We start from the raw sequence: 25,150 nt of genomic DNA, 5'->3' as shown, positions 1-25,150 counted from the left end.
CGCGCGCCGGATCGCCCTGCGATGCCAATGGCACTTGAGGAAGAACCGCCAAAGCCAGTCGCGAACCGCTTCAGCCGTCGCCGGGCGGCGTCACGGTGCCGATGATCGGCCCCAGGGGAAACCCGATATCGCTGCGGCCCAGCTCGGGCGCATAAAGGCGCGAGATGTTGCCATCGAAATACAGCGCCTGCGGCAGTTCCAGATGATCGCGGAAAAACCGCCCGAAGGTGTGAAAGTTGACCGGCCCGCCCGACATCACGAACACCGCGCGGGTGCCGTCCTGCGATGTGCCGACACCGTTGCGCACATAGCGGCTGTCGCCGTCCTTGAGAAATCTTGGATGCAGCGCGCCATCTATCACCAGCATCGGACCCGATTGGGTCGCATGGCGGCATTGCGGCGCCTCGTCCACGTAGCGCAGCGTTTCGAACACATCGGCGCGCCCCTCGCGGATGCACAGAACACCGTTGGGCAAAAGCCCGAAATTGCCCGGCCCCGCGCTTGTGACGACAGGCGCGGCTTCCTTCCCGTCCTCGATATAGAGGCCAACGGGGCTCCGGTCGGAATGATACATGCCGGCGTTCATCGCAAAGCCCAGGCTTTGCCCGGCGCGTTGCAGCACACCGTTCACGGCGCTGAAGCTGCCCAGCGTTTCGCCGCTGTCGGGCGCATTCAGAAAGACGCGCAGATCCTCCTGCGCCGCGTCCACCTCGCACACAGAATAGCGCGCGCCCTCGAATGTCTCGGTCCGGCACTCAGCCGCCTGGGCCGCGACCGGCATCACCAGCGCCAGCGCGGCGGCTGCCAGCGCCCTAATCGTCCAGGTCACGCTGAACCTCGCCCTGCGAGAACAGGCGCCGCGTTTCGTCCATCTGGTCAAACGTCGTGTCCAGCCGAAAGCGCAGGTCAGGCGCGTATTTCAGGCCCAGCTTTTTCGCCACGATGCGGCGCAGCTCGCCCTTGTTGCGGGCCAGAAGGCCCACCAGCTCGTCCTGGCCCTGGCCGCCCAGCGGCATCACATAGGCCGTCGCGATCTTGAGGTCCGGCGACATGCGCACCTCGCCCACCGTGACGGACATGCGCGCCAGATCGGCGTCGTGAATGTCGCCGCGCATCAGCACGTCGGCCAGCGTGCGGCGGACGTTCTCGCCCACCTGAAGCTGCCTTTGCGTGGGGCCTGCGCCCTCGGAAAACTTGTTCTTTGCCATGGCCGTGCATGTAAGCCCTCTGCCGCCCTTTGCCAAGCGATGATGCCCGCGCTATCAAGACCGTGATCGCAGCGCAGGAGGCAGACATCATGGCAGGGCCGGGCATAGCAGTGACAGGCGCATCGGGCCGTATGGGCCAGATGCTGATCCGAACGATTCAGGACAGCGGGCGCGCCCATCTGGTCGGCGCGGTCGAGCGGAAAGGCCACGCGTGGATCGGGCAGGACGTGGGCACGGCAATGGGCGGCGCCGCGATGGGTGTGACCGTGACGGACGACGCGCTGGAGGCGTTCGCGCCCGCTCAGGCGATCATAGATTTCACCGCGCCCGCCGCCACCGTCGCCTTCTCCAAGCTGGCGGCGCAGGCGCGCGCGGTGCATGTCATCGGCACCACCGGATTTTCGAGCGACGAGCTGGACGCGCTCAAACCCGCCGCACGCCATTGCGCGCAGGTGCGCGCCGGCAACATGAGCCTTGGCGTCAACCTGCTGACAATGCTGACAGAAAAGGTCGCCCGCGCACTGGACGAGGATTTCGATATCGAGATCGTCGAGGCACACCACAACCAGAAGGTCGATGCGCCCTCCGGCACGGCATTGATGCTGGGCGAGGCGGCGGCGACCGGGCGCGGCATCGCGCTGGACCACGTATCGGACCGGGGGCGCGACGGCATCACCGGCCCGCGCGAGCGGGGTCACATCGGATTTTCCGCCATTCGCGGCGGCGATATCGTGGGCGAACATGACGTCATCTTTGCCGCCGCGGGCGAACGGATCGTGCTGCGCCACATCGCCACCGACCGCGCCGTTTTCGCGCGCGGCGCGCTCAAGGCCGCGCTGTGGGGGCAGGGCCGCGATCCCGGCGCCTATGACATGCTGGATGTGCTGGGGCTGAATTGAGCCGCGAGGGCACGGAAAGCGCTGGTTTTCCCGCCCGAATTCAGACAGTCTTCGGGCAAAAAGGAGTTTGCCGTTTATGACCAGAAAAATCCTGCTGTTGGCCTGCATGGCGCTGCCGTTGGCCGCATGTGAGGAATTCGAGACTGCAAGCGGCAGTCCGTCGAACAACTTCCTGAACCCCGTGCCGGAAAGCGTGCAGGCAATGGCAGCGCCCTATCAGGACCTGAGCGCGGTGCGCGTCGAGCCTGCAAGCGGCTGCTTCGTCTATCGTCATGTCGGCCCGGTCGAGACGACATTCCTGCCGCTGCGCACCCGTGACGGCCGCCCCATCTGCACCCAGAAGCCCGAAGAAGAGGCGCCCGCCACCTGACCGCGGCAAGGCGCGCCGCGCAAATCAGCTTTGCGCGGTGATCCTGTCCTCGGCGGGGTAGAGCCGCGCGGTCGAGCCGGTCGCGACCTGCTCGTACAGCCCGATGATATGCGGCATCACCATGCGCACGCAGCCCGAGCTTGCCCGCCCGCCGATCGAGCGGGGCTGAGGCGAGCCGTGGATGCGCAGATAGGTGTCCCGGTTGCCGACATAGAGATAGAACGCGCGCGCGCCGAGCGGATTGTTCGGCCCGCCATTCATGCCGTCCTCATGCTGCTTGTACAGATGCGGATCGCGCTGAACCATGTCCTTGGTCGGGGTCCAGGTGGGCCATTTGCGCTTGTGTCGGATGGTGAATGTGCCCGGCTCGTACAGATCGCCCCGCCCGATGGCCACGCCATAGCGCATGGCGGTCCCGTTCGGCCGGATGTGATAAAGGTAACGCGCCACCGCATCGACGTGGATATCGCCGGGGGTCAGGCCGTCATTCGCCTCGACCACGCGGGGCAGGAAGCGCGGGTTCAGACCCCAAGGGTTCGACGTGGCGGGGTTGTAACCGGCCGGCGTGACCTGCGCGTCCCACTGCGCCCATTTCGAACTGTCGGTGGTGGCCCGGGCCTGCGCCGCACCCGGCAAGGGCGTCGAGAACAGCGCGGCTGACGTGATCAAGAAGTGGCGTCTTGTCAACATTGGGTCACATTCCTTGTATCTCTTTTTGCCCCGAAAACAGGGCAGCCAGCCGAAAAACGACCCATACCCGGCAAAAGATCCATCCGCCTACCCGTTTGGATGCCAAACATCGGTGACAGTGACAAAATTGCAAAGGCCATCAGCCGAAAGTTCAGCATAGCAAAACAGCGGCCCGAATTCCAGCGACTCCGCGCATCAGCGGCGCCATGGCCGGGCCCGCGCGTTGTGGCAAAAGTGATCCAAGGCGGGCGGCCTGCCGTAGGTTTTACATCCGAAACCACATCGCGGAGCGACGCCATGCGCCATATCCTCCTGATCGCATGCCTGCTGATGCCGGGCGCGCTGGCCCCCGCCGCCGCCATGGCGCAGACGTTTCAAACGGTCGCAAGCCGTGCGGAATTCGTACAGCTCATATCGGGGCGCCACCTGACGCGGCTGGGCATCAAGGTGGGCGTGTCGCCCGAAGGAGGCATTTCCGGGCGCGCCTTTGGCTATCCCGTCACCGGCGCGTGGGAGCGGAAGGGCGCTTACTTTTGCCGCGACCTTTACTGGGGCTCCGACAATCTGGGCGCCAATTGCCAGATCGTCCGGATCAGCGGCAGCACGATTCGCTTCATCTCCGACCGCGGCACCGGGGAATTTGCGGATCTTACGCTCAAATAAAGCGTCTGCGGCCCGCGCTATACCTGCCACTTGTGGAAATGGTGCGTCGGCCCGTGGCCATGCCCGACCGACAGGCGCGCGGCCCCTTCTATCGCGCCGGTGATATAGGATTTGGCCCGCGTCACCGCATCGCGCATGCCCTGCCCAAGGCCCAGCTGCGCGGCGATGGCTGACGACAGGGTGCAGCCGGTGCCGTGGGTGTTCACGCTGTCGATCCGCTTGGTGCGCAGCCACGTTTCGGCCCCGCAAAGGCGCAGCAGGTCCGGGCTGCGCGCGCCCGGCAGATGGCCGCCCTTCAACAGCACGGCGCGCGCGCTCAGCGCGGCAAGCTGCGCCGCCTGCGCCTGCATCGCGTCCTCGTCCGCTGCCTCGGCGCAGCCCAGCAGATCCGCCGCCTCGGGCAGGTTCGGCGTGATCAGCGCGGCCATGGGGATCAGCCGCCTGCGCAGCGCGTCCACCGCATCTGCGTGCAGCAGACGATCCCCGCCCTTGGCGACCATGACCGGGTCCAGCACGATCGGCGCCTCCAGCCCGGCCAGCGCATCCGCGACCGCGCCGATGATCGCGGCGCTGCCCAGCATGCCGATCTTGACAGCATCGATGCGGATATCCTCGCGGATGGCGGCGATCTGGGCGGTCACCATGTGGGGATCGACCAGTTGCACCGCCTGCACCCCCCGCGTGTTCTGGGCCGTTAGCCCGGTGATGGCGGCCATCGCATAGCCGCCATTGGCGGAAATCGCCTTGATATCGGCCTGGATGCCGGCGCCGCCGGATGGATCGGACCCGGCGATGGACAGGATGTTGGGGATCATTTCGCGCTCCATTCGGTTATGAGACGGCGCGCGGCGTCTTCCATGTCCGGCGCGCGCGATATGGCCGACACCACCGCGATCCCCGCCGCCCCGGCCTGCCGGATCGCGGCGGCGTCACCATGGGTGATTCCGCCGATGGCCACGCAAGGCAGTGATGTTGCGGCGATGATCCGCGCAAGACCGTCGATGCCGAGGGGCTGCGCCGCGTCCGGCTTGGTCGCCGTGGCGCGCAGGGGGCCGACGCCAAGGTAATCGACGCAGTCCCGCGGGATCGCGCCAAGCTGTGCCAGCGTCTCCACCGACAGGCCTAGGATCATGTCCGATCCGATACGCGCGCGAATGGCCGCGATATCGCCGTCGCCCTGCCCCACGTGCAGCCCGTCCGCCCCGGCCTCGATCGCGACCTGCACCCGGTCGTTAACGATCAGGGCCGCCCCCGCCGGGCGCGTGATCTGCTGAAGCGCGCGCGCAAGGACCAGCATGTCGGCGTCGCTGGCGTGCTTGTCGCGAAGTTGCACGATGCGCACACCCGCCGCCACCGCCGCGCGCACCTGACCCGGCATAGAGACAGGCGCCTCCGGATCGGTGACGAAATATACCGGCCCGAACGTCATGCCGCCGTGATCCTCGCGCGGGCGGACACATCCTGCGGCGTCATGGCATGCAGCGCGTCGAGGAACGCCACCTGAAAGCTGCCCGGCCCGCTGGCCACCCGGCCCGCCATTTCGCCCGCAACGCCGTAGGCGGCGAGCGCGGCAACGGTCGCCTCCAGCGGCGATTGCCCCGCTGCGAAGGCCGCAACCACGCCGGTGAGCGAACAGCCCAGCACCGTCACGCGCGGCATCAGCGCATGACCGCCCGCCACCCGCCAGGCGGCGCTGCCATCGGTGACGTAATCGACCTTGCCGGTGACGGCGACGACACCGCCGGTCTGGCGCGCCAGCGCTTGCGCGGGGGCCTCGGCGGCGCTGACGTCATCGGCGGTATCGGCGCCTTTGCCCGTGGAATCGGCGCCTGCCAAGGCGATGATCTCGGACGCATTGCCGCGAATGACCGTGGGCTTCAGCGCCAACAGGCGCGCGCCCGCATCGCGACGCAGCGCGGTGGCGCCCACCGCGACCGGGTCCAGCACCCAGGGCTTGCCCGCCTCAGCCATGACGCGCGCCGCCATTTCCATGGCAATGACCCATTCGGGATCAAGCGTGCCGATATTCACGCTCAGCGCATCGGCAAGGCCGGCAAACTCGGCCACTTCTTCATGGGCATGGTTCATCGCGGGGCTGGCGCCGATGGCCAGCATGATATTGGCCATGACGTTCATCGCGACGAAATTCGTGATGTTCTGCACCAAGGGCGCGCGGGCGCGCATGTCCGCCAGATGCTGTCCTGCATCAATCATCTTGCTCTCCTTGCCCGCGGGAAGGGAGAGCATCGCGGGCAAGGCCGCGATTGGCCCGGGCTGCGCTGCAACTTCCTCCGCCGGCATGATCCGGTTCAGGTTCGAAGGGTGCATCTCAGCCCCGGTTCGGGGCGCCCCTGTTACACCTGCCAAGATGGGCGCGCGGCAAGGCGGCGTCAAGCGCTCAGAAATCGATGGCGATGCCCTTCTTTTCCCAATCTCCATAGCGCACCGGCTCGGGCCCGTCCTTGCGCCCGCCCAGTTCCTTGGGCAGGTCGGGCGCCTGGGCCGCGGCGCGGCGCGCCTCGGCCTCGGCAAGGGCGCGGATGGCTTCGGGGGGCAGATCGGGGCGGTCGGTCATGGCATGGGTTCCTTTCGGCGCTGCCCCTTGATATACGCCGCCGTCACCATTCAGCAAGGATCCGCCATGCCCCCGCCATCGCCGCGCGCCGCCGCCGCCCACCTGCTGGACCAGATTTTGGGCGAGCATCGCCAGATGGCCGATCTTCTGGCGACCGGCGCGCTGGACCGGCTGGACGCGCCCGGCCGCGCCCGTGCGCAGCGCCTTGCCACGCAAACCTTGCGCGGGATGGAGCGGGCGGACCGCCTCTTGGGCAAGCATCTGCGCAAGGCCCCGCCGCTGCCGGTGATGAACCTCTTGCGCCTCGGCACGGTCGAGCTGTGCCTTGGCGGCGATGCGCATGGCGTCGTCAACGAATGCGTCGGACTGGTCGCGGGCAACAAGCGCTTTGCCAAGCTCAAGGGGCTGGTCAACGCTGTGCTGCGCAAGGTGGCCGCGGAGGGACCCGCCGAATGGGCCAAGCTGCGCGTGCCGCACCTGCCCAAATGGCTGCGCGCACCCCTCGCCGAAGCCTATGGCGCCAAGGCCGTCGCCGCGTTCGAGGCCGCGCATTTCGCCGGCGCCCCGCTGGATCTGACGCCGAAGGGCGATACCGCGGCGCTGGTCGGGGCGGTGGGCGGCATCGCCCTGCCGACCGGCTCGGTGCGCGTCCATGACGCGGGGCAGGTCAGCGCGCTGCCGGGCTTCGACGCCGGCGATTGGTGGGTTCAGGACGCCGCCGCCGCGATTCCGGCGCGCGCGCTGAACCCGGCCAAGGGCGAGGCGGTGCTGGACATGTGCGCCGCGCCCGGCGGCAAGACGCTGCAACTGGCCGCCGCAGGCGCGGATGTCACTGCGCTGGATATCTCGGACGCGCGCATGGCGCGGGTGCGCGAAAACCTTGCCCGCACAGGGCTGAACGCCGCCCTGGTGACGGGCGATGCGCTGGCGCATGACGGCCGGTATGACGCGATCCTGCTGGACGCGCCCTGCTCGGCCACCGGCACGATCCGGCGCCACCCCGACCTGCCGCATGCGCGCGACGGCTCGGAAATCGGGGATCTGATCGCGCTGCAGGCGGCGATGCTGGACCATGCGCTTGGCCTGCTCAAGCCCGGCGGACGGCTGCTGTACTGCACCTGCTCGCTGCTGCCGGACGAGGGCGAATGCCAGATCGACGAAGCGCTGCTGCGCCATCCCGGCGCGGCGGTTGACCGCGAGGCGCTGGCCGCGCTGCCTGGCATCGACCCGGCATGGATCACCGAAGAAGGCGGGCTGCGCCTGCGGCCCGATTACTGGGCGGATCAGGGCGGTATGGACGGGTTCTACATGGCGCTTCTGCGCGTGTGATGCCCGATTTTTGCGGCCGCCCGGCAATCCCACGGTGACTTGGGGCGCGCTGCGCGATATGTTGCCGCCAAACGGCGCCGCGAAGAGCGCCCAGAGGCGAGGCGCATGACTTTTTCCGGCACATATCGTGCGATATGGACGCATTGGATGAACCGCATCGCGGCCCGGCGCGCGGCGCGGGCGCGTCCGGTGACGGCCTTTGTGTCCTCACCGGAGCCGCGTACGATCGGCAGTTTCGCACGGGGGCGGCAGCTGTCGGCGGGCAACTTCATGTTCGCGGGCCACCTTGTGGAGCGGCCGGACCTGCAATTGTGGGACATCACCCCGCCCGATGCCGCGTTCGAGGCGGAAATGCAGGGCTTTGCCTGGCTGGACGATCTGGCCGCCGCCAGCGATGCGCCCGCGCGCGCCTGCGCCCAGCGCTGGACCCAGGGCTGGATCGATCGCTATGGTGCGGGGCGCGGGCCCGGCTGGACGCCCGATCTGACGGGCCGGCGCCTGATCCGCTGGATCAATCACGCACTGCTGTTGCTGGCCGGGCAGGACAAGACGGCCTCGGACGCGTTCTATCGCTCGCTGGCGCAGCAGACGGTGTTCCTTGGCAAACGCTGGCAGGCCAGCGCGCCGGGCCTGCCGCTGATCGAGGCGTTGACCGGCCTGATCTATGCCGGCCTCGCGCTGGAGGGGATGCAGGCGCATGTGCCTGTGGCCGCGCGGGCGCTGGGCCGCGAATGCGATGCGCGTATCGGCGCGGGCGGCCTCTTGCCCACGCGCAACCCCGAAGAATTGCTGGACGTGTTCACCTTGCTGACCTGGGCCGCAGCGGCGCTGGAGGACGCGGGCCAGACGCCGCCCCCATCGCTGACGGCGGCGACGGCGCGCATTGCCCCAACCTTGCGCACCTTGCGCCACGCGGATGGCGGTCTGGCGCGGTTTCACGGCGGCGGCCGGGGGCTGGAGGGGCGGCTGGACACGGCGCTGGCGGCAAGCAAGGTAAAGGCGCGGCAGAAGGACGGGCTGGCCATGGGCTTTGCCCGGCTGAGCGCGGGGCGCACATCGGTCATCGTCGACGCGGCGCCGCCACCCTCCGGCGCGGCCTCGGCGCGCGCGCATGCCTCGACGCTGGCGTTCGAGCTGACATCGGGGCGCCGCCCGCTGATCGTGAACTGCGGCTCCGGCGCCAATTTCGGCGCCGAGTGGCGTCGCGCGGGGCGGGCCACGCCCTCGCATTCAACACTGGTCGTCGCGGGCGAATCGAGCGCGCGGCTGGGCAGCGGCGCGCAGGCCGAATGGCTGACGAAAGGGCCAAGGCATGTGCCGGTCCAGATGAGCCAGGCCTCGGACGGCGTGCGCTTCGAGGGCGGGCATGACGGCTATGTCGCCCGCTTTGGCCTGACACATGCGCGCACCATCGAGATGACATTCGACGGGCGCGGCGTGGCCGGCGAGGACATGCTGCTGGCGATGTCCGACGCGGACAAGCGCCGCTTTGACGGCGTGCTGGATGCGCGCGTCATGCAGGGCGTGCCCTACCAGATCCATTTTCACCTGCATCCGGAGGTGGACGCGGCGCTGGACATGGGGGGCGCTGCCATATCGCTGGCCCTGCGCAGCGGCGAGATCTGGGTCTTCCGCACCGATGCACGCAGCAAAATGACGCTGGAGCCGTCGGTTTATCTGGAAAAAACCCGGCTGAAGCCGCGCGCGAGCAAACAGATAGTTTTATCCGGGCGCGCGCTGGAGTATGCGGGCCGCATCAGATGGTCGCTGGCCAAGGCGCAGGATACCCCGATCAGCATTCGCGATCTGGCGCAGGACGGTGACTGAGACGCCACAAATCAGGATCGCCCCATGACCGATATCGCCCCCATCCGCCGTGCCCTTCTGTCCGTGTCCGACAAGACCGGGCTGACCGATCTGGGCCGCGCCCTAGCGGACCGCGGCGTCGAGCTGCTCAGCACCGGGGGCAGCGCCAGGGCGCTGCGCGATGCGGGGCTCACGGTGCGCGATGTGGCGGATGTCACAGGCTTTCCCGAGATGATGGACGGGCGCGTCAAGACGCTGCACCCTGCCGTGCATGGCGGTCTTCTGGCGCTGCGCGACGATAAGGAGCATGTGCGCGCGATGGAGGAGCACGGCATCGGCGCGATCGATCTGCTGGTGGTCAACCTCTACCCGTTCGAAAGCACCGTCGCGAGCGGCGCGGACCCTGCCACCTGCATCGAGAATATCGACATCGGCGGCCCCGCGATGATTCGCGCGGCGGCAAAGAACCACGGTTTCGTCAGCGTCGTCGTCGATGTCGAGGATTACGCCCCCCTGCTGGACGAGATGGCGGCCAATGACGGCGGCACGACGCTGGCCTTCCGCCAAAAGCTGGCGATGACCGCCTATTCGCGCACCGCCGCCTATGATTCGGCCGTCTCCACGTGGATGGCCGCGCAGCAACAGGACAACACCCCGCGCCGCCGGACGGTGGCCGGAACGCTGGCGCAGGTTCTGCGCTATGGCGAGAACCCGCATCAATCGGCGTCCTTCTACCTGGACGGCAGCGCGCGGCCCGGCGTCGCCACGGCGCAGCAGCTTCAGGGCAAGGAGCTGAGCTATAACAACATCAACGACACGGACGCGGCGTTCGAGCTGGCCAGCGAGTTCGCCCCCGAGGACGGCCCCGCCTGCGCGATCATCAAGCATGCCAACCCCTGCGGCGTCGCCCGCGCGGCAACGCTGAAGGACGCCTATACGCGCGCGTTCGATTGCGACCGCACCTCCGCCTTCGGCGGGATCATCGCGCTGAACCAGCCGCTGGACGGCGCCACCGCCGATGAGATCGCCCAGATCTTTACCGAGGTCGTCATCGCCCCCGGCGCGGACGACGACGCGCGCCGCATCTTCGAGGCCAAGAAGAACCTGCGCCTGCTGATCACGGGCGGCATGGCCGATCCGCGCGCGGCGGCACGGACGATCCGGCAGGTCTCGGGCGGCTACCTGATGCAGGACAAGGATAACGGGCATATCAGCGCGGACGATCTGAAGGTCGTGACCAAGCGCCAGCCGACCGAGGCCGAGCTGGCCGATATGCTCTTCGCCTGGAAGGTCGCCAAACACGTCAAATCCAACGCCATCGTCTACGCCCGTGACGGCGCGACCGTCGGCGTCGGCGCGGGCCAGATGAGCCGCGTCGACAGTTGCCGCATCGCCGCGCGCAAGTCGCAGGACATGGCCGAGGTGCTGGGCCTTGCAAAGCCGCTGACCCAAGGCAGCGTCGTCGCCTCCGACGCGTTCTTCCCCTTCGCCGACGGCCTTCTGACCGCCGCCGAAGCGGGCGCGACCGCCGTGATCCATCCCGGCGGCTCGATGCGCGACGACGAGGTGATCGCCGCCGCGGACGAGGCAGGCCTTGCCATGGTGCTGACCGGCATGCGCCATTTCCGGCACTGAAAAATTCGCAAGGAGGCAATAGACCTATGAGGCTAGTTCACTTTCTTTGCGCGCTTTCTATCGGCGCCGGGATACCGTTCGCGACTGCTGCCGAAGAGTGCGCAGATGGAAATAGAGCAGATAATTTTCCCTTCTGGGAATACATCGCCAATAACGCCGTAAGAACTGCCGATAGCTATGCGACCGAACGAAATCCTGCCGCGACTTTCGTGTTTGCTGACGCCGAGCCGGTCTACCAGCATGGTGGAGAATACGTCGGTGAGTATCTGGTTAGGCTCGTCGCGGTGCTCGGAAGCAACACCAATTTCGCCATGCTTCGTCCAAATTTCGATTTCTGCGGAGATCCTGAGCACCTTGATGAAGTGCGGGAGGATCTTTTCACCGTGGTCATCGCAAAGCACAATGGTAGAGAATTCTGAAAAGGGGTCGGCGCATGCGGTGGGTATTTTGGACGGCCTTTTGCGTCTTCGTGCTGGACCAGTTCAGCAAATGGCTGGTCGTTCACTGGATGGACCTGCGCACCCTCGGCACGATCGAGGTGGCGCCGCCGCTGCTGACCCTGCGGATGGCGTGGAATTACGGCATCAACTTCGGCCTGATGGCGGGGGATTCGCCGGTGACGCGCTGGGCGCTGATCCTCGTGGCCATCATCATTTCCGGCGCGGTGCTGTGGTGGGTGCATCACGAGCCGGGCGGCAAATGGCAGAAAATCGCCGCCGGGCTTTTGATCGGCGGGGCGCTGGGCAATGTCATCGACCGCATGCTTTATGGCGCGGTTGCCGATTTTCTCAACATGTCCTGCTGCGGCATCGACAATCCCTATGCGTTCAACGTCGCCGATATCTCGATCTTTGCCGGGGCGCTGGGCCTCGTGATCTTCAGCCCCGGCAAAAAGCCCACGTGACGCCGGGGCGAACATGCGATAAACCACCACCCAGATATATCTGACAGAAGGGCCACGACCATGCGCCGCGGCATCATTGCACTCTCGATCGTGATCCTTGCCGTTGCTGCCTGCGGGCGCGGCGACGGGAAACTGACCCGCATGCGAAGCACAAGCAACGGTCCGGATGAATTCAGCGTCCTGCCGACCAAGCCGCTGCAAACGCCCCAAAGCTACAACGCCCTGCCCCCTCCCACGCCGGGCGGCGCGAACCTGGTGGATACCAATCCCACCGCCGAGGGGATCGCGGCGCTGGGCGGCAACCCGGCGGCGACCGTGCCGGGCGGGGTGAGTGCCGGGAATGCGGGCCTTGTCAATCACGCGCAGCGCCACGGCGTCACGCCCGCCATCCGGCAGGAGCTGGCTGTCGAGGATGCCCAGACGCGCCGCAGCCATGGCCGCGTGAACATCTTCAACATCGGCCCGATGGACGACTACACCACCGCCTACAAGAAACAATGGCTCGACGCGCAGTCCGAAAAGCAGCGCATGCAGCGCAGCGGCGTCGTCACGCCTTCGGCCCCGCCCGCGCAATAAGGGCGCGGGCCTGCCTGCCGCTTTCGCCGATATTCACAGATACGGCATCACGGGTTGCACAGGCACCCTGCGCCAGTATCTATGCGCCACGCCCGTTCCCAACCGGAGGCCCCCATGCGCGCCCTGACGATCGCCCTTGCCGCCCTTCTGCCCCTCGCTGCCGCCGCGCAGGACACCGCGCCTGACCCGGCACCGGAAACGGTCGGCACCGACAACGTCACCATCTTCACGCTGGCGAACGGGCTTGACCTGATCGTGATCGAGGATCACCGCGCGCCGGTCGTCACGCATATGGTCTGGTATCGCGCAGGCTCGGCCGACGAGCCGCCGGGCGCGTCCGGCGTCGCGCATTTCCTGGAACATCTTCTGTTCAAGGGCACCGACACGCTCGCCCCCGGCGAATTCTCGTCGACCGTCGCCAAGCAGGGCGGCAATGACAACGCCTTCACCAGCTATGACTACACCGCCTATTTCCAGCGCGTCGCCGCCGACCGGCTGGAGCTGATGATGCAAATGGAATCGGACCGCATGGTCAATCTGCAACTGGACGAGCAGAACGTCGCCACCGAGCGCGACGTCATCATCGAAGAGCGCAACATGCGGGTCGAGAACGATCCCGGCGCGCTGTTCCGCGAACAGAAAAACGCGGCCCAGTTCCTCAACAGCCCTTACGGCGATCCCGTGATCGGCTGGAAGCACGAGCAGCCGGAGCTGACGCTTCAGGACGCGCGCGATTTCTACGGCCTCTACTATGCGCCCAACAACGCGATCGTCGTCGTGGCGGGCGATGTGGACCCGGAGGATGTGCACGCCCTCACCCGGCAGACCTATGGCGCCCTGCCCGCCAATCCGGACCTGCCCGAACGCATCCGCCCCGAAGAGCCGCGCCAGTTGGCCGCGCGCCGCCTGACGATGCAGGATCCGCGCGTCGCGCAACCCTATGTCGCGCGCAGCTATCTCGCGCCCGAGCGTGACAGCGGCGATCAGGCCCGCGCCGCCGCCCTCACCGTCCTGGCCGAGATCCTCGGCGGCGGCACCACGTCGCTGATGGCCGAAAGGCTGCAATTCGACGAGGCCGTCGCGGTGCAATCGGCGGCATGGTATGACGGCATATCGCTCGACAAGACGACCTTCGAGATGGTCGTCGTCCCGGTCCCCGGCGTGTCCCTGGCCCAGGCCGAGGCAAAGATGGACGAGGTGATTGCCGAATTTCTGGAAAACGGCGTCGATTCCGATCAGCTGGAGCGCATCAAGATGCAGGTCCGCGCCGCGCAGATCTATGCCCGCGACGATGTGAGCGGCCTTGCAAACCGCTATGGCGGCGCGCTGGCCTCCGGGCTGACGGTGGCCGATGTTCAGGCCTGGCCGGGCGTCTTGCAGGACGTCACGGCCGAGGATGTGCTGGCTGCCGCGCGCGATCTTTTCGACGATCGCCGGTCCGTCACCGGATACCTGACCGCCCCCGAAACCGCGCCCCAACCGGAGGTATCGCAATGAGCCTTGTCCGTATGATCCGCCCGCTTGTCCTCGCGCTTGCCGCCGCGCTTCTCGCCGCGCCCGCCAGCGCCGAAATCGAGGTGCAGGACCTGACCACGCCCGGCGGCATCAACCTGTGGCTGGTCGAGGATCATACGATCCCCTTCGTCGCGCTGGAGCTGCGCTTTCGCGGCGGCGCATCGCTGGACCTGCCCGGAAAACGCGGCGCGACCAACCTGATGACCGGCCTGCTGGAGGAAGGCGCAGGCGACATGGACAGCCGCGAATTCGCCCGCCGCGCCGAGGCACTGGCCGCCAATTTCTCCTACAGCGTGGGTGACGACATGCTGGCCGTCTCCGCGCGCTTTCTGAGCGAAAACCGGGATGATGCCGTGGCCCTTCTGCGCGAGAGCCTCGTCAATCCGGCCTTCAACCAGAAATCCATCGACCGGGTGCGCGGACAGGTCAACTCGATCATCGAATCGGATCTCAAGGATCCCCGCGCCATCGCCGGGCGCGCCTTTGACAGCAAGACCTTCGGCGATCACCCCTACGGTACATCCAAGGACGGCACGCTTGAAAGCGTCGCGGGCCTGACGCGCGATGATATCGTCGCCGCGCACCGCGCCGCCCTTGTGCGCGACCGCCTTTATGTCTCGGCGGTCGGCGACATCACCGCCGATGAGCTGACCGAACTGGTCGACAGCCTGACGCAGGATCTGCCGCAGAGCTCGGACATCGCGCTGCCGGGTGACGCGAAACTCGATCTGGTCGGCGACATCACGGTGATCGACTTTGCCACGCCCCAATCGGTCGTCACCTTCGCGCAGCCGGGTATCGACCGCGACCATCCGGATTTCTTTGCCGCCTACCTGCTGAACCAGATCCTCGGCGGCGGCGGATTTGAAAGCCGCCTGATGAACGAGGTCCGAGAAAAGCGCGGGCTGACCTATGGCGTCTATTCCTACCTCGTCGACAAGGACGGCGCGCAGCTCTGGATGGGGCAGGTCGCCTCGGCCAACGACCGCGTGGCGCAGGCCATCGAGGTCATCAAGGAGGAATGGCAAAAGATGCAGCAAAGCGGCGTCACCGCGCAGGAGCTGGAAGATGCCAAGAACTACATGACCGGCGCCTATCCGCTGCGCTTTGACGGCAACGCGCCCATCGCCAATATCGCGGTGGAAATGCAGGTCGAAGGGCTGCCGACCGATTACATCGCAACGCGCAACGATCAGGTCAACGCCGTCACGCTGGAGCAGATCAACCGCGTCGCGCGCGAGTTGCTTGATCCGGCCAAGCTCAGCTTTGTCGTCGCAGGTCAGCCCGAAGGCCTGCCGGAATAGGCCGCGCCCCGGCTTCATCTTGGCAAAAATACTCGCGGCGCTGCGCCCGCCGCGGGCTCAAACGCCCAGGTAACGCGCCAGCAGCGAGGGATCGCGGCGCAGCATCTCCACCGGCACCACCTCGCCGCCGCGCCCGTTTTCAATGAACGCAATGCGGTCCGCGATGGCAAGCGCGGCATCGGGGCGCTGCTCGACCAGGATCGTCGCGACGCCCCTGCCGCGCATCTGCAGCGTCACCTGCCGGAGCGCGTCCACCATGGACGGCTGCAGGCCCTCCGTCGGCTCGTCCAGAAGCAGCGCCTTGGGCCGCAGGCACAGCGCGCGCGCGGTCGCCAGCATCTGCTGCTCGCCGCCCGACAGGGTCTGCGCGGGCTGGCGGTAGCGTTCGCGCAGGCGCGGAAACAGCGCCAGCACCTCCTCCAGCACCTCGGGCGGGCTGGACCGCGTGCGCATCCCGATCTCAAGGTTCTGCGCCACCGTCAGCCCCGCGAACAGGCGCCGGCCCTGCGGCACATAGCCGATCCCGGCACGCGGCACCTTGTGCGGCGCCAGCGCGCTGACCTCGGCCCCGTCCAGCAAGACGCGCCCGCCCATCAGCGGGATCAGCCCCATGATCGCGCGCATGGCCGTGGTCTTGCCCGCGCCGTTGCGGCCCATCAGGCACAGGATCTCGCCCGCCGAAACGCTCAGCGACAGCTCGCGCAGCACCTGCGCCGCGCCATATCCGGCACTGACCCTGTCCAGCTCCAGCATCACGGCATCCCCAGATAGGCGGCCTGCACGCCGGGATCGGCCCGCACCTCGGCCGGGGTGCCGGTCATCAGCACCTCGCCCGCGCTCAGCACCGTGACGCGGCCCGCCAGCGCCATCACCACATCCATGTTGTGCTCGATCAGCAGGATCGTGGTCTGCCCGGCCAGATCACGGACGAGCGCCTTGAACTCCGCGATCTCGCCCTCGGACAGCCCCTGCGTCGGCTCGTCCAGGATCAACAGGCGCGGCGCCTGGACCAGCCCCATCGCGATCTCCAGAAGGCGCTGATGGCCATAGCTCAGATCGCCGGCGCGCATGTCCGCCTGCTCCTGCAGCCCGGCGCGCGCCAATGCGGCGCGCACGGCGGGGCGCACTTCGGTGCGCGGCAAAAGCGGGCGCGCCGCCAGTGCGACGTTTTCCGTCACCGCCAGCCCGGCGAAGATCGACGTGATCTGGAACGTATAGGCCATGCCCAGCCGCGTGCGCCGATGCGCGGGCAGCCGCGTGATGTCGCGCCCGTCGAAGATGATCCGCCCGGCATCGGGAAAGCTGCGCCCGGCGATCATGCCCACCAGCGTTGTCTTGCCCGCGCCATTGGGCCCGATCAGGGCCCGCACCTCGCCCTCCTGCACGTCCAGCGTGACGTCGTGGACCGCGCGCACGCCGTCATACGCCTTGCTCAGCCCCTCGACGCGCAGAAGGCTCATGGCAGCCACCGCCACAGGCGCGCGCGGACCGTTCCCATCAGGCCCCTGGGCGCGAACAGCGTCAGCAACACCAGCGCGATCCCCGCGATCAGCATATATGCGCTGGTCACGCCCGAGCTGAGGTCGATCAGGTAGAACATGAACAGCGTGCCGATGAACGGCCCCAGCACCGTGCCCGCACCGCCGAGGAGCACCCACAACAGCGGCAGGATCGAGTATTCCACCGATGCAAAACTCGCCCCCGCATATCCAAAGAGCAGCGCATAGGCCGCGCCCGCCGCGCCAGATATCGCGCCCGAGGCCGCCATCGCCGCCAGTTTCAGCCGGAACGTGTCGTAGCCCAGCATCGCCGCGCGCGGCTCGTTCTCGCGGATGGCGATCAGGCTGCGGCCAAAGGGCGCGCGCACCATCCACAGGCAGGCGCCCAGCACCAGCGCGAACAGCGCCAGCGCGGCAAGATAGCGATGAGCCGCGTCGCTCAGATCAAGCCCCCACAGCATCCGCGACGCGCGCGCGATCACGAACCCTTCATCCCCGCGCGTCCAGGCGCCGAAATAGAGGATGGTCAGATACCCCGCCTGCGCAAACATCAACGTCACGATCATGAAGGCGACGCCGCGCGTGCGCAGCGCCAGCAGCCCCAGCAGGATCGCGCCGATGCCGCCCGCCGCCACGCCCGCCAATAGAGCTGTCCCGGTGCCGATATGAGGAACGCTCAGGCCCATCGCATACATGCCCGCGGCGAAAAACAGCGCATGACCAAGGCTCAGCAGACCCGTATAGCCAAAGACGATGTTGTATCCCGCAGCATAGCTGGCCAGCACCATGATCCGTGCCAGATTGCCATGGTGGTAGGGCGGCAGCACGAAATGCAGCGCAAGCAGCAGCACCAGCAGCCCGCCATGCAGGGCCAGAACGCGCGCCCGCTCGCTCATGCGCTGCGCACGCCGAACAGGCCCTGCGGGCGGAACACCAGCACCAGCGCCACCAGAAGCGTCGCCAGGATCTTGGCCAGCGTGGGCGAGAAAAAGACCGAGATGATGCCGTCGCTCAGTCCGATCAGGATGGCCGCAACCACCGTGCCCGGCAGGCTGCCGAGGCCGCCGATGATGACCACCGTAAAGGCCAGCAGCAAAGGATCAGCGCCCATCAGGTAATGCGCCTGGCTGATCGGCACGATCAGCACCGCCGCCAGCGCCGCCAGCGCCGCGCCGAGCCCGAAGACCATGGCATAGACCCGCTCGACCGGAATGCCGAAGGCCAGCGCCATATCGCGATCCGCCTGCACCGCGCGCATGACCAGCCCCATCTGGCTGCGCGCCATCATCGCCCAGACGCCCAGCAGCACGGCAATACCCGCGCCGATCACCGCCAGCTTGTAGCTGGTCGTGCTCAGCCCCCATGGCCAGTAGAGCGCAAGCGCGCCATCGCGGACCTCGAACCACGGCAGCGCAAGGCGCGTGTTAAACGGCGGCTCGACCGGGCGCGCCTCGGGGCCATAGCCCATCAGGGTGAGCTGCTGGATGATGTAGAGCAGCCCGATCGTGGCGACGATGGTGCGTTCGGGATCATAGTCCAGACGCTTCAGCACCGTCATGTCGGCCGCCACGGCGATGGCCCCCACGATCAGCGGCGCCACCACCAGGGCGACGCCAAACCCGAGGCTGGGCGGGCCGCCGACCATCTGCGTGACATACCACGCCAGAACCGCGCCCAGCATGAAAAACTCGCCATGCGCGATGTTGACCACCCGCATGACGCCGAAGACCAGGCTGAGCCCAACCGCCGTCAGCGCCAGAACGGACGCCATCACCGCCCCTTCCAGTATCGCCAGCAAAAGGTAGGGGCCCAGATCCACCCTGTCAGTCCCGCTCGGCCAGCTCGGCGCGGTGCGCCGTGACCAGATCGGCCATCGAGTGGAACATCATGTCGTAGCTTGGCAGATCGCCGGGATCCATCGTAGCGCCGAACCCGTCCTCGTCATGGCGCCGGTAGATCCAGCAATTGGCCAGCCCATGCCGGTTGGCCGGGCCGTGATCGTGAAACATGCTTTCGGCGGTGTGCAGGATGTCGCCGGGGCCCAGCCCCAGCCGCACCATCTGCGCCAGCATGTATTCAAAGTTGCGCGCGTCCGGCTTGTAGCTGCCGACATCCTCGGCCACGTAGACGGCGGTGAAGGGTCGGCCCAGCTTGGCATCGCTGAACGCGAAACTGGCGTTGTCGATATTCGACAGCACGATCAGCTTGAAGTGGTCCTTCAGATAGGCCAGCGCATCGGCACTGTCGGGGAAGGCCGGCCAATGCTCGACCGAGCGGCCGTAGGTCTGCGCCTCCTCCCATGTTGCGCGCAGGCCCCATTCCTCGGCCAGCCTCTTGTAGACCGTCGCCAGAATGTCGCGGTAATTCCTGGCGGGCGTAAACCGCTGGCAGGTGCTTTCGTGATAGGCATGCGCCTCCAGAATGGCATTACGGCTCAGATCCAGCTGCCGGGTCAGCGGCTCCAGCCCCGCGATCATCCCGCTTTCCCAGTCAATCAACGTGCCGTAGACATCGAAAGTCAACGCCTTGTAATCGCTCAGCTTCATACACTGTGCCTTTCATGTTTCCAAAGATCCCCGACCGCCGCGCAGCCGCAAACCGCGCGCCACTGCTGCCGCGTCAGAGTGGCTGCTGGGTGTAATCCACTTCATCGGGGTAAAGCGATTCATCAATGGCGGTGGTGTGCACGCGCACCAGGCGGCCATTTTCGACGCGGCTGATATATTGCTGGCCGAACACCTGATGCGTGCGCCCGTTGAAGCGCATCGGCCCCTGCGGATAGGCCCGGCTGTGCGGCATGTCGCCCATCGCCTCGACCGCTTCGATCAACGCGGCGCGGTCCTGCGGCCCGCGGTATCCTGCGGCCTCCATTCCGGCCTTGATCGCGTGCATCGTGACCCAGCAGCCGAACATATGGCCGTAGGTCGATACATCCTGCGGATCCTCGACGGCGGCACCGTGCGCGTCCACCCCAACGGTGGCGCGATAGAACGCCTCGTCCTCGGTCTCGTCCGGCTGCGCGTCGCGGCACATTCCTTCCCAGAAATAGGTGCCTTCCAGAAATTCCAGACCGGGGCTGGCGATATCCACCGCCTCCAGCGAATCGATGAATCCGAACAGCGCGGGCGCGGAGGGGCCGAAAAATTCGCCCAGTTCCTTGACGAAGGTCAGCACGGACGGCCCCACCATCACGTGATACAGCACCTCGGTATCGCGCGGGATCTTGGGAAAGTAGCGCGTGAACGACGTCTCGTTCGGCGGTATCGCGATATGGGCCAGCACCTCGCCGCCCTGCGCCTCGATCGCCTTGGTGAAATAGTCGCGGTGATCATGGCCAAAGGCGAAATCGGCGAAGATCATCGTCACCTTCTTGCCCAGGTTCTCGGCAACGAACGGCGCCATGGCCAGAACTTGGCTGCGCACATCCGTGATACCGGGCTGCAGCGTATAGCGGTTGAGCATGCCGCTTGCCACGTGATGCCCCTCGGACACCACGAAATAAGGCAGCTTCAGCTCGCCCGCCCGCGGGGCCGAGCCGATGACGACATGACTGAACAGCGTGCCATAGGCGACGTCACAGCCATGCTGATTGGCGAATTTCTCGACCACCTCGGCGCCGCGCTTGGGATTGGTGCCATCATCCTCGGCGATCATCGCCACCTCGCGGCCATTGATCCCGCCGCCCTCGTTGATCAGCTTGACCGCCGCATCGGTGGTCCGGTCATACCAACGCCCATAGGCTGCGCCGATGCCGGTGCGGTGCACCTGAAAGCCCACCTTGATCGGCTCGGCCGTCTGCGCATGGGTATAGCGCGCCCACAAGGGTAGCGCAGCGGCGCCCCCCGCCAATGTGGTCAGCGCTCCTCGCCGTGAGAGTTTTCTGGTCATCGAGGCGCCCCCTTTGTGCATCCATCACGCGCCGCGCATCCTGCGAAGCAGCGCCCGCTTTGTCCAGTTTTTTACATGACATGCGGCGGATTGCAGCGCCGCCGGCGCGGCGCGCGCGGATCGCCTACCGGGCGAAGACGCGGTTATACAGCCAATCGGGCCAGATCCGGCTGAACCGGAACAGATAGCTGAACAGGCGCGGGAAATGCCGCACCGTCGCGCCGGGATCGTTCATCATCTCGAACATCTGCTGCGCGGCCTCTTCGGGGGTCATCAGGAACGGCATGTTGAAATCGTTCTTGTCGGTCAGCCGCGTCTTGATGAAACCGGGATTGGCGATCTGGACGCGCACGCCGGTGCCGTGGAAATCGCATTGCAGGCTTTCGCCCAGCGCCATGACGCCGGCCTTGCTGGCGGCATAGCCGATCGCGCCCGGCAGCCCGCGAAAGCCCGACAGCGATCCGGTCAGCACGATATGGCCCGAATCGCGCGCCGTCATCTGCGGCACGACCGCGCCGACCGCGCGCATCGCGCCGGTAAAGTTGATGTCGCCCATCGCCTCGGCCTGCTCGTCATTCCATTCCTGCGCCTTCATCGGCCAGTAGACGCCGGCGGTATAGACCAGCCCGTCAACCTGCCCCACGGCCTCGGCGGCGCGGCGGACGCTGTCCAGATCGGCGACGTCGACGGTGACGACATGGGCGCGGCCCGGCAGGCTGTCGGCGACCTCCTGCAGCTTGTCCTCGCTGCGCGACGACAGGATCACCTCGGCGCCCGCCGCGCTCAGCTTGTGCGCCAGCGCCGCGCCCAGACCGTCACTGGCCCCGATCATCCAATAGCGTTTTCCGATCCACTCCGTCATGTGGCATTCGTCCTTTTCATGCTTGGTCCCCTGCAGGCAAAACAGGCGCCGCTGGCAAAGGTTCCCCTTCGCCCGGCAGGCGCGTCAGGGCCAGAAGGGCAATCGCGACAAGTTTCAGCGCGCAAGGCACGGCGCAGTAGAGCAGCGTCAGCAGCATCAGCGCAGCGGCGCTGTTATCCGCGCCCGGAGTGTATCCGCCCGCCTCCAGCGCAGGCAGCAGCAGGACCGCCGCCAGCGCCAGCGTGAGCTTCGACACGAAGGACCACAGGCCGAACCCCTCGGACGCCCCGGGCGAGATCTGCGCCATGCGCCGCGCGAATATCGCGGGCAGCAGCGTCATGTCCGCGCCCACGGCCGCGCCCGACAGCACGCAGACGGCGGCGAAGGGCCACACGTCGCCCCGCCCCAGCAGCGCCGCCCAGCCGAAGGCGAGGATCGCCAGCACCATCGCCGACAGCAGAACGCGGCGCGCGCCCCACCGCTCGGCCAATCGGCCCCAGACCGGCGCCGCGCCCGCCGCCGCCAAAAAGAACAGCAGCAAAAGCGGGCCTTCCCATTCAGGCGCGCCCAGCCGACTTTCGACGAAGAAAAGAAACAGCGTCGAGCTGACGGCGACCGGCGCGGCATTGACCAGCGCGATCAGCAAAAGACGCCGCGACACGCCATCACGCAGCACCGGGCCGAAGCCCCCCGTTGGGACCGCCGCACCGCGCCACTGATCCCGCATCGCCCAGAGCGCCAGCGCCCCCAGCGCCGCAAACGCCAGCGCAAAGCCCGTAAACCCGCCCAGCGCCAATGGCGCGACCGACGCCGCGCATATGCCCAGCAGCGCGCCCGTCTCGCGCCAGCGAGCCAGGCGCAGATGCCCCGCCGGCAGCGCATCTGCCGACGCAACGCCTTGGGAATAAAAGCATATCGTCAGATAGCTGAAGCCGGAAAAGACCACCGTCAGCATCAGGGCAAACCACCAGACCGGCGCGATGGGCGGCGCGGCGACAAAAAGGCCCAGCATCGCCGCTGCCATCAGCACGCCCGCCACCAGCACCGTCGCCCCGCGCCATGCCCGCGCCCAAGCGGCCAGACGGCCCAGCAGCGGATCCTGCACCACGTCGATCAGGCGCAGCGCAAACAGCACCGTGCCCAGAAGCGCCAGCGAGACGCCGTATTCGTCAACATAGAATTTCGGCGCGTGGATATAGATCGGCAGCCCCGCCGCCGCCAGATATGCCGCGAACAGCGAATAGGCAGGCAGGCGCGGTGCGGCGACGATGCTCAACGCGAGACCTCGTGCTCCGGCGGCTCGGGGCGGGCACGGTATTTCGCGCCCTTCCACCACAGCTTGAGCGCCTGCCAGTGGATCAGCGCCAGCACCCGGCGCGAGCCGAAGGGGCGGCGCCACATGGCCCGCAGAAGGCTGCGGTTGCTCATGGCATTCCGGCGCCCGACCAGCGTTGCGGTCAGCCCGCCATCGCCGCCTGTCATGTCGATCCAGATCCCGACGCGATCATCGCGGATGTCAAAGCGGAACTCGTAGTCGCCATCGACCTGCTGGAAGGGCGAGACGTGGAATATCTTGGCCGCGTGCAGCCGGTCGCTGGCCCCGATAACCGAGCCATCGGCCTTGTGACACAGATAGCTGTGACGATCCCCGAAGGTGTTCGTCACCTCGGCGATCACCTGCCGCAGCGCGCCGCCCTCGTCCCGGCAGAGCCAGAACGACACCGGGTTGAACACCTGCCCCAGAACGCGCGGCTGGGCCAGAAGCTCGATCTTCGCGGGTTGGGGCAGTTGGTATTGCTCCAGCACCTGCCGCACCCAGGGCGCGCCGATGCCCTGTTTCGGCGCGCCGCCATGATCGCTGTCATGCAGGCTGGCCAGTGCGCCGCGGTTGCGGGCAAAAAGACGCGGCGCGGCGGGCGACGGGTCTTCGGCGTCCAGCAGCACGTAGTCGATGGAATAGCGGAACGCGTTGCGCACCATTCCCTTGCGCCCGTGCCAGGTGTGGCCTGCGATATGATCGACCCGGCTCATGCCGCCGCCAGCGCCCCGCGTTCGGCAATGGCATCCGCCACGTCCAGACCGCTGCCCAGGCCATCCTCGTGAAAACCGTTCTTCATCCAGGCGCCGCAGAACCACGTGGACCGGGCGCCGTTCATCGCGGCAATCTGCCCCTGCGCCGCCAGCGCGGCGTGATCGTAGACAGGATGGCGCAGCGTGACGCGGTCATGCACCAGATCCTCGCGAATGGTGCGCGCGGTGTTCAGCGTCACGAAATGCGGATCGTCCATCGGGATGGGTTGCAGCCGGTTCATCCAATAGGTCAGGTCGATGCGGCCACCCTCCTTGCCCTTCTCCTCGGTATAGTTCCACGACGACCAAACCGCGCGCCTGCGCGGCATGACCGACGGGTCCGAGTGCAGCACGATGTCATTGGGCTGATACGCGATCGCGCCCAGCAGGCGCGTCTCGTCCGGGCTGGGATCGGCCAGCAGGCGCAGCGAATCGTCGGAATGGGTGGCCATGATCACCTCGTCGAACCGCTCCCAATCGCCGCCGGCCTTCACCTCGGCGCCGCCGGGATGGCGGCGCACGGCCTGCACGGGGCACCCGGTCCGCAGCCGCACGCCCATCTTGCGCAAATGCGCCTCCAGCCGCCGGACATATTGAACCGAGCCGCCTTGGACGGTGTACCACTGATGCTGGCCTGCGTATCCCAGCAGCGCGTGATTTTCAAAGAACCGCATCATCGCATCGGCCGGAAAATCGAGGATCTTCTCGGTCGGCGTGGACCAGATCGCGCCCGACAGGGGCAAAAGGTAATAGTCGCGAAACCACGGCCCCATCCGCAGATGCACCAGCAGATCGCCGATCGTCATGTCCCCGCCCTTGGCCGCGCCCAGCGCCTGCGCGTTGAAGCGGAAGATATCGCGCATCATCCGCAAAAAGGCCGGCCGACCCGCATTGCGCCACTGGGCAAAGGCCGCCCGCGCACCGGCCAGCCCGTATTCCACCCGGCCGCCGTCGATGGAGGCGGCAAAGCTCATGTTGCTGGGAACGACCGGTACGTCCAGTTGCGAAAACAGATCGGCCAGATGCGGATAATTGGCGTAGTTGAACACGATAAAGCCGGTATCGACAGGCTGATCGCCGTTCTTTCCGGCCATGACGGTGCGCGCATGCCCGCCAAGGCGCGGCTCGGCCTCGATGAGGGTGACGTCATGGCGGTCCGACAGCCTGTGCGCGGCACCCATCCCGGAAATGCCCGCACCGATGATCGCGATCTTGCGCCGCGCAGCGGGCTGAAGCTCGAATGGCATAGAGGTTTGTTTCCGATTTTGTTGCTTGTTCAATGGTCTACGCATTCGCACCCTTTTCGGATGCATTTTTTTATTTCGACACGCTGATGTGATCCAATCGCAGGCACCGG

At 66.9% G+C, this 25,150-nt stretch carries 28 protein-coding genes and 1 riboswitch; of the genes, 11 read left to right on the top strand and 17 right to left on the bottom strand.

The window, feature by feature from the left end:
- Positions 1-70: 70 nt before the first annotated feature.
- Both DC366_RS10070 and rbfA read right to left on the bottom strand, forming a co-directional pair.
- Positions 71-781: a phosphodiester glycosidase family protein gene (locus DC366_RS10070; protein WP_108692294.1), complete on the bottom strand. Its 711-nt coding sequence runs from the start codon at positions 779-781 to the stop codon at positions 71-73.
- Positions 782-812: 31 nt separating this feature from the next.
- The gene (gene rbfA / locus DC366_RS10065) at positions 813-1,208 is read right to left on the bottom strand and encodes a 30S ribosome-binding factor RbfA (RefSeq protein WP_108692085.1); all 396 of its coding nucleotides are present in this window, start codon (positions 1,206-1,208) and stop codon (positions 813-815) included.
- 89 nt (positions 1,209-1,297) lie between these two features.
- Here rbfA and dapB point away from each other — a divergent pair, with 89 nt between their 5' ends.
- Together dapB and DC366_RS10055 are read left to right on the top strand one after the other, a co-directional pair.
- Positions 1,298-2,107 (top strand): 4-hydroxy-tetrahydrodipicolinate reductase, encoded by an 810-nt coding sequence (gene dapB / locus DC366_RS10060; protein ID WP_439331657.1) that lies wholly within the window; start codon positions 1,298-1,300, stop codon positions 2,105-2,107.
- 76 nt (positions 2,108-2,183) lie between these two features.
- The gene (locus DC366_RS10055) at positions 2,184-2,477 is read left to right on the top strand and encodes a hypothetical protein (protein WP_108692084.1); all 294 of its coding nucleotides are present in this window, start codon (positions 2,184-2,186) and stop codon (positions 2,475-2,477) included.
- 24 nt (positions 2,478-2,501) lie between these two features.
- Here the strand turns inward: DC366_RS10055 and DC366_RS10050 are convergent, their stop codons facing one another.
- A complete protein-coding gene (locus tag DC366_RS10050) occupies positions 2,502-3,167 on the bottom strand; it encodes a L,D-transpeptidase (protein ID WP_108692083.1) in 666 nt (221 codons plus the stop codon).
- A 297-nt stretch (positions 3,168-3,464) separates the two neighbouring features.
- On the opposite strand from DC366_RS10050, the gene DC366_RS10045 reads away from it, so the two are divergent.
- Positions 3,465-3,830 carry a dihydrodipicolinate reductase gene (locus DC366_RS10045; protein ID WP_108692082.1) on the top strand — a complete coding sequence of 122 codons (366 nt, stop codon included), beginning with the start codon at positions 3,465-3,467 and terminating at the stop codon, positions 3,828-3,830.
- A 17-nt stretch (positions 3,831-3,847) separates the two neighbouring features.
- Here the strand turns inward: DC366_RS10045 and thiD are convergent, their stop codons facing one another.
- From thiD to DC366_RS10025, 4 genes are all read right to left on the bottom strand, one after another.
- Positions 3,848-4,645 carry a bifunctional hydroxymethylpyrimidine kinase/phosphomethylpyrimidine kinase gene (gene thiD / locus DC366_RS10040; protein WP_108692292.1) on the bottom strand — a complete coding sequence of 266 codons (798 nt, stop codon included), beginning with the start codon at positions 4,643-4,645 and terminating at the stop codon, positions 3,848-3,850.
- Positions 4,642-5,259, bottom strand: a complete 618-nt coding sequence (gene thiE, locus DC366_RS10035; protein WP_108692081.1) for a thiamine phosphate synthase — start codon at positions 5,257-5,259, stop codon at positions 4,642-4,644. The genes thiD and thiE overlap by 4 nt, the downstream gene beginning before the upstream one ends.
- Positions 5,256-6,044: a hydroxyethylthiazole kinase gene (thiM, locus tag DC366_RS10030; protein WP_108692291.1), complete on the bottom strand. Its 789-nt coding sequence runs from the start codon at positions 6,042-6,044 to the stop codon at positions 5,256-5,258. The genes thiE and thiM overlap by 4 nt, the downstream gene beginning before the upstream one ends.
- A gap of 55 nt (positions 6,045-6,099) precedes the next feature.
- Positions 6,100-6,193: riboswitch (TPP riboswitch) on the bottom strand.
- 35 nt (positions 6,194-6,228) lie between these two features.
- Complete coding sequence (locus DC366_RS10025; RefSeq protein ID WP_108692080.1) at positions 6,229-6,405, bottom strand: DUF1674 domain-containing protein; 177 nt, start codon at positions 6,403-6,405, stop codon at positions 6,229-6,231.
- Between the two features lie 66 nt (positions 6,406-6,471).
- Between DC366_RS10025 and DC366_RS10020 the strand changes: the two genes are divergently transcribed.
- The 8 genes from DC366_RS10020 (at position 6,472) to DC366_RS09985 (ending at position 15,474) form a co-directional block, all read left to right on the top strand.
- Positions 6,472-7,734, top strand: coding sequence for an RsmB/NOP family class I SAM-dependent RNA methyltransferase (locus DC366_RS10020; protein ID WP_108692290.1), 1,263 nt, complete (start codon positions 6,472-6,474; stop codon positions 7,732-7,734).
- Between the two features lie 147 nt (positions 7,735-7,881).
- On the top strand, positions 7,882-9,561 hold the full coding sequence (locus tag DC366_RS10015) for a heparinase II/III family protein (protein ID WP_108692079.1): 1,680 nt from the start codon (positions 7,882-7,884) through the stop codon (positions 9,559-9,561).
- 24 nt (positions 9,562-9,585) lie between these two features.
- Positions 9,586-11,175 carry a bifunctional phosphoribosylaminoimidazolecarboxamide formyltransferase/IMP cyclohydrolase gene (gene purH / locus DC366_RS10010; protein WP_108692078.1) on the top strand — a complete coding sequence of 530 codons (1,590 nt, stop codon included), beginning with the start codon at positions 9,586-9,588 and terminating at the stop codon, positions 11,173-11,175.
- A gap of 26 nt (positions 11,176-11,201) precedes the next feature.
- Positions 11,202-11,594, top strand: a complete 393-nt coding sequence (locus DC366_RS19645; protein ID WP_133176193.1) for a hypothetical protein — start codon at positions 11,202-11,204, stop codon at positions 11,592-11,594.
- Between the two features lie 14 nt (positions 11,595-11,608).
- Positions 11,609-12,079: a signal peptidase II gene (gene lspA, locus DC366_RS10000; protein WP_108692076.1), complete on the top strand. Its 471-nt coding sequence runs from the start codon at positions 11,609-11,611 to the stop codon at positions 12,077-12,079.
- 60 nt (positions 12,080-12,139) lie between these two features.
- On the top strand, positions 12,140-12,655 hold the full coding sequence (locus DC366_RS09995) for a DUF3035 domain-containing protein (protein ID WP_108692075.1): 516 nt from the start codon (positions 12,140-12,142) through the stop codon (positions 12,653-12,655).
- A 114-nt stretch (positions 12,656-12,769) separates the two neighbouring features.
- Positions 12,770-14,152 (top strand): M16 family metallopeptidase, encoded by a 1,383-nt coding sequence (locus tag DC366_RS09990; RefSeq protein ID WP_108692074.1) that lies wholly within the window; start codon positions 12,770-12,772, stop codon positions 14,150-14,152.
- 11 nt (positions 14,153-14,163) lie between these two features.
- Positions 14,164-15,474: a M16 family metallopeptidase gene (locus tag DC366_RS09985; protein ID WP_108692073.1), complete on the top strand. Its 1,311-nt coding sequence runs from the start codon at positions 14,164-14,166 to the stop codon at positions 15,472-15,474.
- 57 nt (positions 15,475-15,531) lie between these two features.
- On the opposite strand, the gene DC366_RS09980 is transcribed toward DC366_RS09985, so the two are convergent.
- From DC366_RS09980 to DC366_RS09935, 10 genes are all read right to left on the bottom strand, one after another.
- Positions 15,532-16,227, bottom strand: coding sequence for an ABC transporter ATP-binding protein (locus DC366_RS09980; RefSeq protein WP_108692072.1), 696 nt, complete (start codon positions 16,225-16,227; stop codon positions 15,532-15,534).
- Positions 16,227-16,934: an ABC transporter ATP-binding protein gene (locus tag DC366_RS09975; RefSeq protein ID WP_108692071.1), complete on the bottom strand. Its 708-nt coding sequence runs from the start codon at positions 16,932-16,934 to the stop codon at positions 16,227-16,229. Before DC366_RS09975 ends, DC366_RS09980 begins: the two co-directional genes overlap by 1 nt.
- Positions 16,931-17,869 carry a branched-chain amino acid ABC transporter permease gene (locus tag DC366_RS09970; protein ID WP_108692070.1) on the bottom strand — a complete coding sequence of 313 codons (939 nt, stop codon included), beginning with the start codon at positions 17,867-17,869 and terminating at the stop codon, positions 16,931-16,933. Before DC366_RS09970 ends, DC366_RS09975 begins: the two co-directional genes overlap by 4 nt.
- Positions 17,866-18,792 carry a branched-chain amino acid ABC transporter permease gene (locus DC366_RS09965; protein ID WP_108692069.1) on the bottom strand — a complete coding sequence of 309 codons (927 nt, stop codon included), beginning with the start codon at positions 18,790-18,792 and terminating at the stop codon, positions 17,866-17,868. The genes DC366_RS09970 and DC366_RS09965 overlap by 4 nt, the downstream gene beginning before the upstream one ends.
- A 4-nt stretch (positions 18,793-18,796) precedes the next feature.
- Positions 18,797-19,519, bottom strand: a complete 723-nt coding sequence (locus DC366_RS09960) for a haloacid dehalogenase type II (RefSeq protein ID WP_108692068.1) — start codon at positions 19,517-19,519, stop codon at positions 18,797-18,799.
- Positions 19,520-19,592: 73 nt separating this feature from the next.
- A complete protein-coding gene (locus DC366_RS09955) occupies positions 19,593-20,861 on the bottom strand; it encodes an ABC transporter substrate-binding protein (RefSeq protein ID WP_108692289.1) in 1,269 nt (422 codons plus the stop codon).
- 124 nt (positions 20,862-20,985) lie between these two features.
- Positions 20,986-21,723, bottom strand: a complete 738-nt coding sequence (locus DC366_RS09950) for an SDR family NAD(P)-dependent oxidoreductase (protein ID WP_108692067.1) — start codon at positions 21,721-21,723, stop codon at positions 20,986-20,988.
- A 16-nt stretch (positions 21,724-21,739) separates the two neighbouring features.
- Positions 21,740-22,993 (bottom strand): MFS transporter, encoded by a 1,254-nt coding sequence (locus DC366_RS09945; RefSeq protein WP_108692288.1) that lies wholly within the window; start codon positions 22,991-22,993, stop codon positions 21,740-21,742.
- A 2-nt stretch (positions 22,994-22,995) separates the two neighbouring features.
- The gene (locus DC366_RS09940; RefSeq protein WP_108692066.1) at positions 22,996-23,754 is read right to left on the bottom strand and encodes a DUF1365 domain-containing protein; all 759 of its coding nucleotides are present in this window, start codon (positions 23,752-23,754) and stop codon (positions 22,996-22,998) included.
- Positions 23,751-25,040: an NAD(P)/FAD-dependent oxidoreductase gene (locus DC366_RS09935; RefSeq protein ID WP_108692065.1), complete on the bottom strand. Its 1,290-nt coding sequence runs from the start codon at positions 25,038-25,040 to the stop codon at positions 23,751-23,753. The genes DC366_RS09940 and DC366_RS09935 overlap by 4 nt, the downstream gene beginning before the upstream one ends.
- Positions 25,041-25,150 lie beyond the last annotated feature (110 nt).

This window comes from Pelagivirga sediminicola, assembly GCF_003072125.1.
Lineage (GTDB): Bacteria > Pseudomonadota > Alphaproteobacteria > Rhodobacterales > Rhodobacteraceae > Roseovarius > Roseovarius sediminicola.
Note: the sequence above shows the minus strand (reverse complement) of the source record. Positions and strands in the feature narration are given on the sequence as shown.

Coding starts and splice junctions, on each gene's coding strand:
- DC366_RS10070 (WP_108692294.1), bottom strand. CDS start 781: ATGCCGGTCGCGGCCCAGGCGGCTGAGTGCCGGACCGAGACATTCGAG.
- rbfA (WP_108692085.1), bottom strand. CDS start 1,208: ATGGCAAAGAACAAGTTTTCCGAGGGCGCAGGCCCCACGCAAAGGCAG.
- dapB (WP_439331657.1), top strand. CDS start 1,298: ATGGCAGGGCCGGGCATAGCAGTGACAGGCGCATCGGGCCGTATGGGC.
- DC366_RS10055 (WP_108692084.1), top strand. CDS start 2,184: ATGACCAGAAAAATCCTGCTGTTGGCCTGCATGGCGCTGCCGTTGGCC.
- DC366_RS10050 (WP_108692083.1), bottom strand. CDS start 3,167: ATGTTGACAAGACGCCACTTCTTGATCACGTCAGCCGCGCTGTTCTCG.
- DC366_RS10045 (WP_108692082.1), top strand. CDS start 3,465: ATGCGCCATATCCTCCTGATCGCATGCCTGCTGATGCCGGGCGCGCTG.
- thiD (WP_108692292.1), bottom strand. CDS start 4,645: ATGATCCCCAACATCCTGTCCATCGCCGGGTCCGATCCATCCGGCGGC.
- thiE (WP_108692081.1), bottom strand. CDS start 5,259: ATGACGTTCGGGCCGGTATATTTCGTCACCGATCCGGAGGCGCCTGTC.
- thiM (WP_108692291.1), bottom strand. CDS start 6,044: ATGATTGATGCAGGACAGCATCTGGCGGACATGCGCGCCCGCGCGCCC.
- DC366_RS10025 (WP_108692080.1), bottom strand. CDS start 6,405: ATGACCGACCGCCCCGATCTGCCCCCCGAAGCCATCCGCGCCCTTGCC.
- DC366_RS10020 (WP_108692290.1), top strand. CDS start 6,472: ATGCCCCCGCCATCGCCGCGCGCCGCCGCCGCCCACCTGCTGGACCAG.
- DC366_RS10015 (WP_108692079.1), top strand. CDS start 7,882: ATGAACCGCATCGCGGCCCGGCGCGCGGCGCGGGCGCGTCCGGTGACG.
- purH (WP_108692078.1), top strand. CDS start 9,586: ATGACCGATATCGCCCCCATCCGCCGTGCCCTTCTGTCCGTGTCCGAC.
- DC366_RS19645 (WP_133176193.1), top strand. CDS start 11,202: ATGAGGCTAGTTCACTTTCTTTGCGCGCTTTCTATCGGCGCCGGGATA.
- lspA (WP_108692076.1), top strand. CDS start 11,609: ATGCGGTGGGTATTTTGGACGGCCTTTTGCGTCTTCGTGCTGGACCAG.
- DC366_RS09995 (WP_108692075.1), top strand. CDS start 12,140: ATGCGCCGCGGCATCATTGCACTCTCGATCGTGATCCTTGCCGTTGCT.
- DC366_RS09990 (WP_108692074.1), top strand. CDS start 12,770: ATGCGCGCCCTGACGATCGCCCTTGCCGCCCTTCTGCCCCTCGCTGCC.
- DC366_RS09985 (WP_108692073.1), top strand. CDS start 14,164: ATGATCCGCCCGCTTGTCCTCGCGCTTGCCGCCGCGCTTCTCGCCGCG.
- DC366_RS09980 (WP_108692072.1), bottom strand. CDS start 16,227: ATGCTGGAGCTGGACAGGGTCAGTGCCGGATATGGCGCGGCGCAGGTG.
- DC366_RS09975 (WP_108692071.1), bottom strand. CDS start 16,934: ATGAGCCTTCTGCGCGTCGAGGGGCTGAGCAAGGCGTATGACGGCGTG.
- DC366_RS09970 (WP_108692070.1), bottom strand. CDS start 17,869: ATGAGCGAGCGGGCGCGCGTTCTGGCCCTGCATGGCGGGCTGCTGGTG.
- DC366_RS09960 (WP_108692068.1), bottom strand. CDS start 19,519: ATGAAGCTGAGCGATTACAAGGCGTTGACTTTCGATGTCTACGGCACG.
- DC366_RS09955 (WP_108692289.1), bottom strand. CDS start 20,861: ATGACCAGAAAACTCTCACGGCGAGGAGCGCTGACCACATTGGCGGGG.
- DC366_RS09950 (WP_108692067.1), bottom strand. CDS start 21,723: ATGACGGAGTGGATCGGAAAACGCTATTGGATGATCGGGGCCAGTGAC.
- DC366_RS09940 (WP_108692066.1), bottom strand. CDS start 23,754: ATGAGCCGGGTCGATCATATCGCAGGCCACACCTGGCACGGGCGCAAG.
- DC366_RS09935 (WP_108692065.1), bottom strand. CDS start 25,040: ATGCCATTCGAGCTTCAGCCCGCTGCGCGGCGCAAGATCGCGATCATC.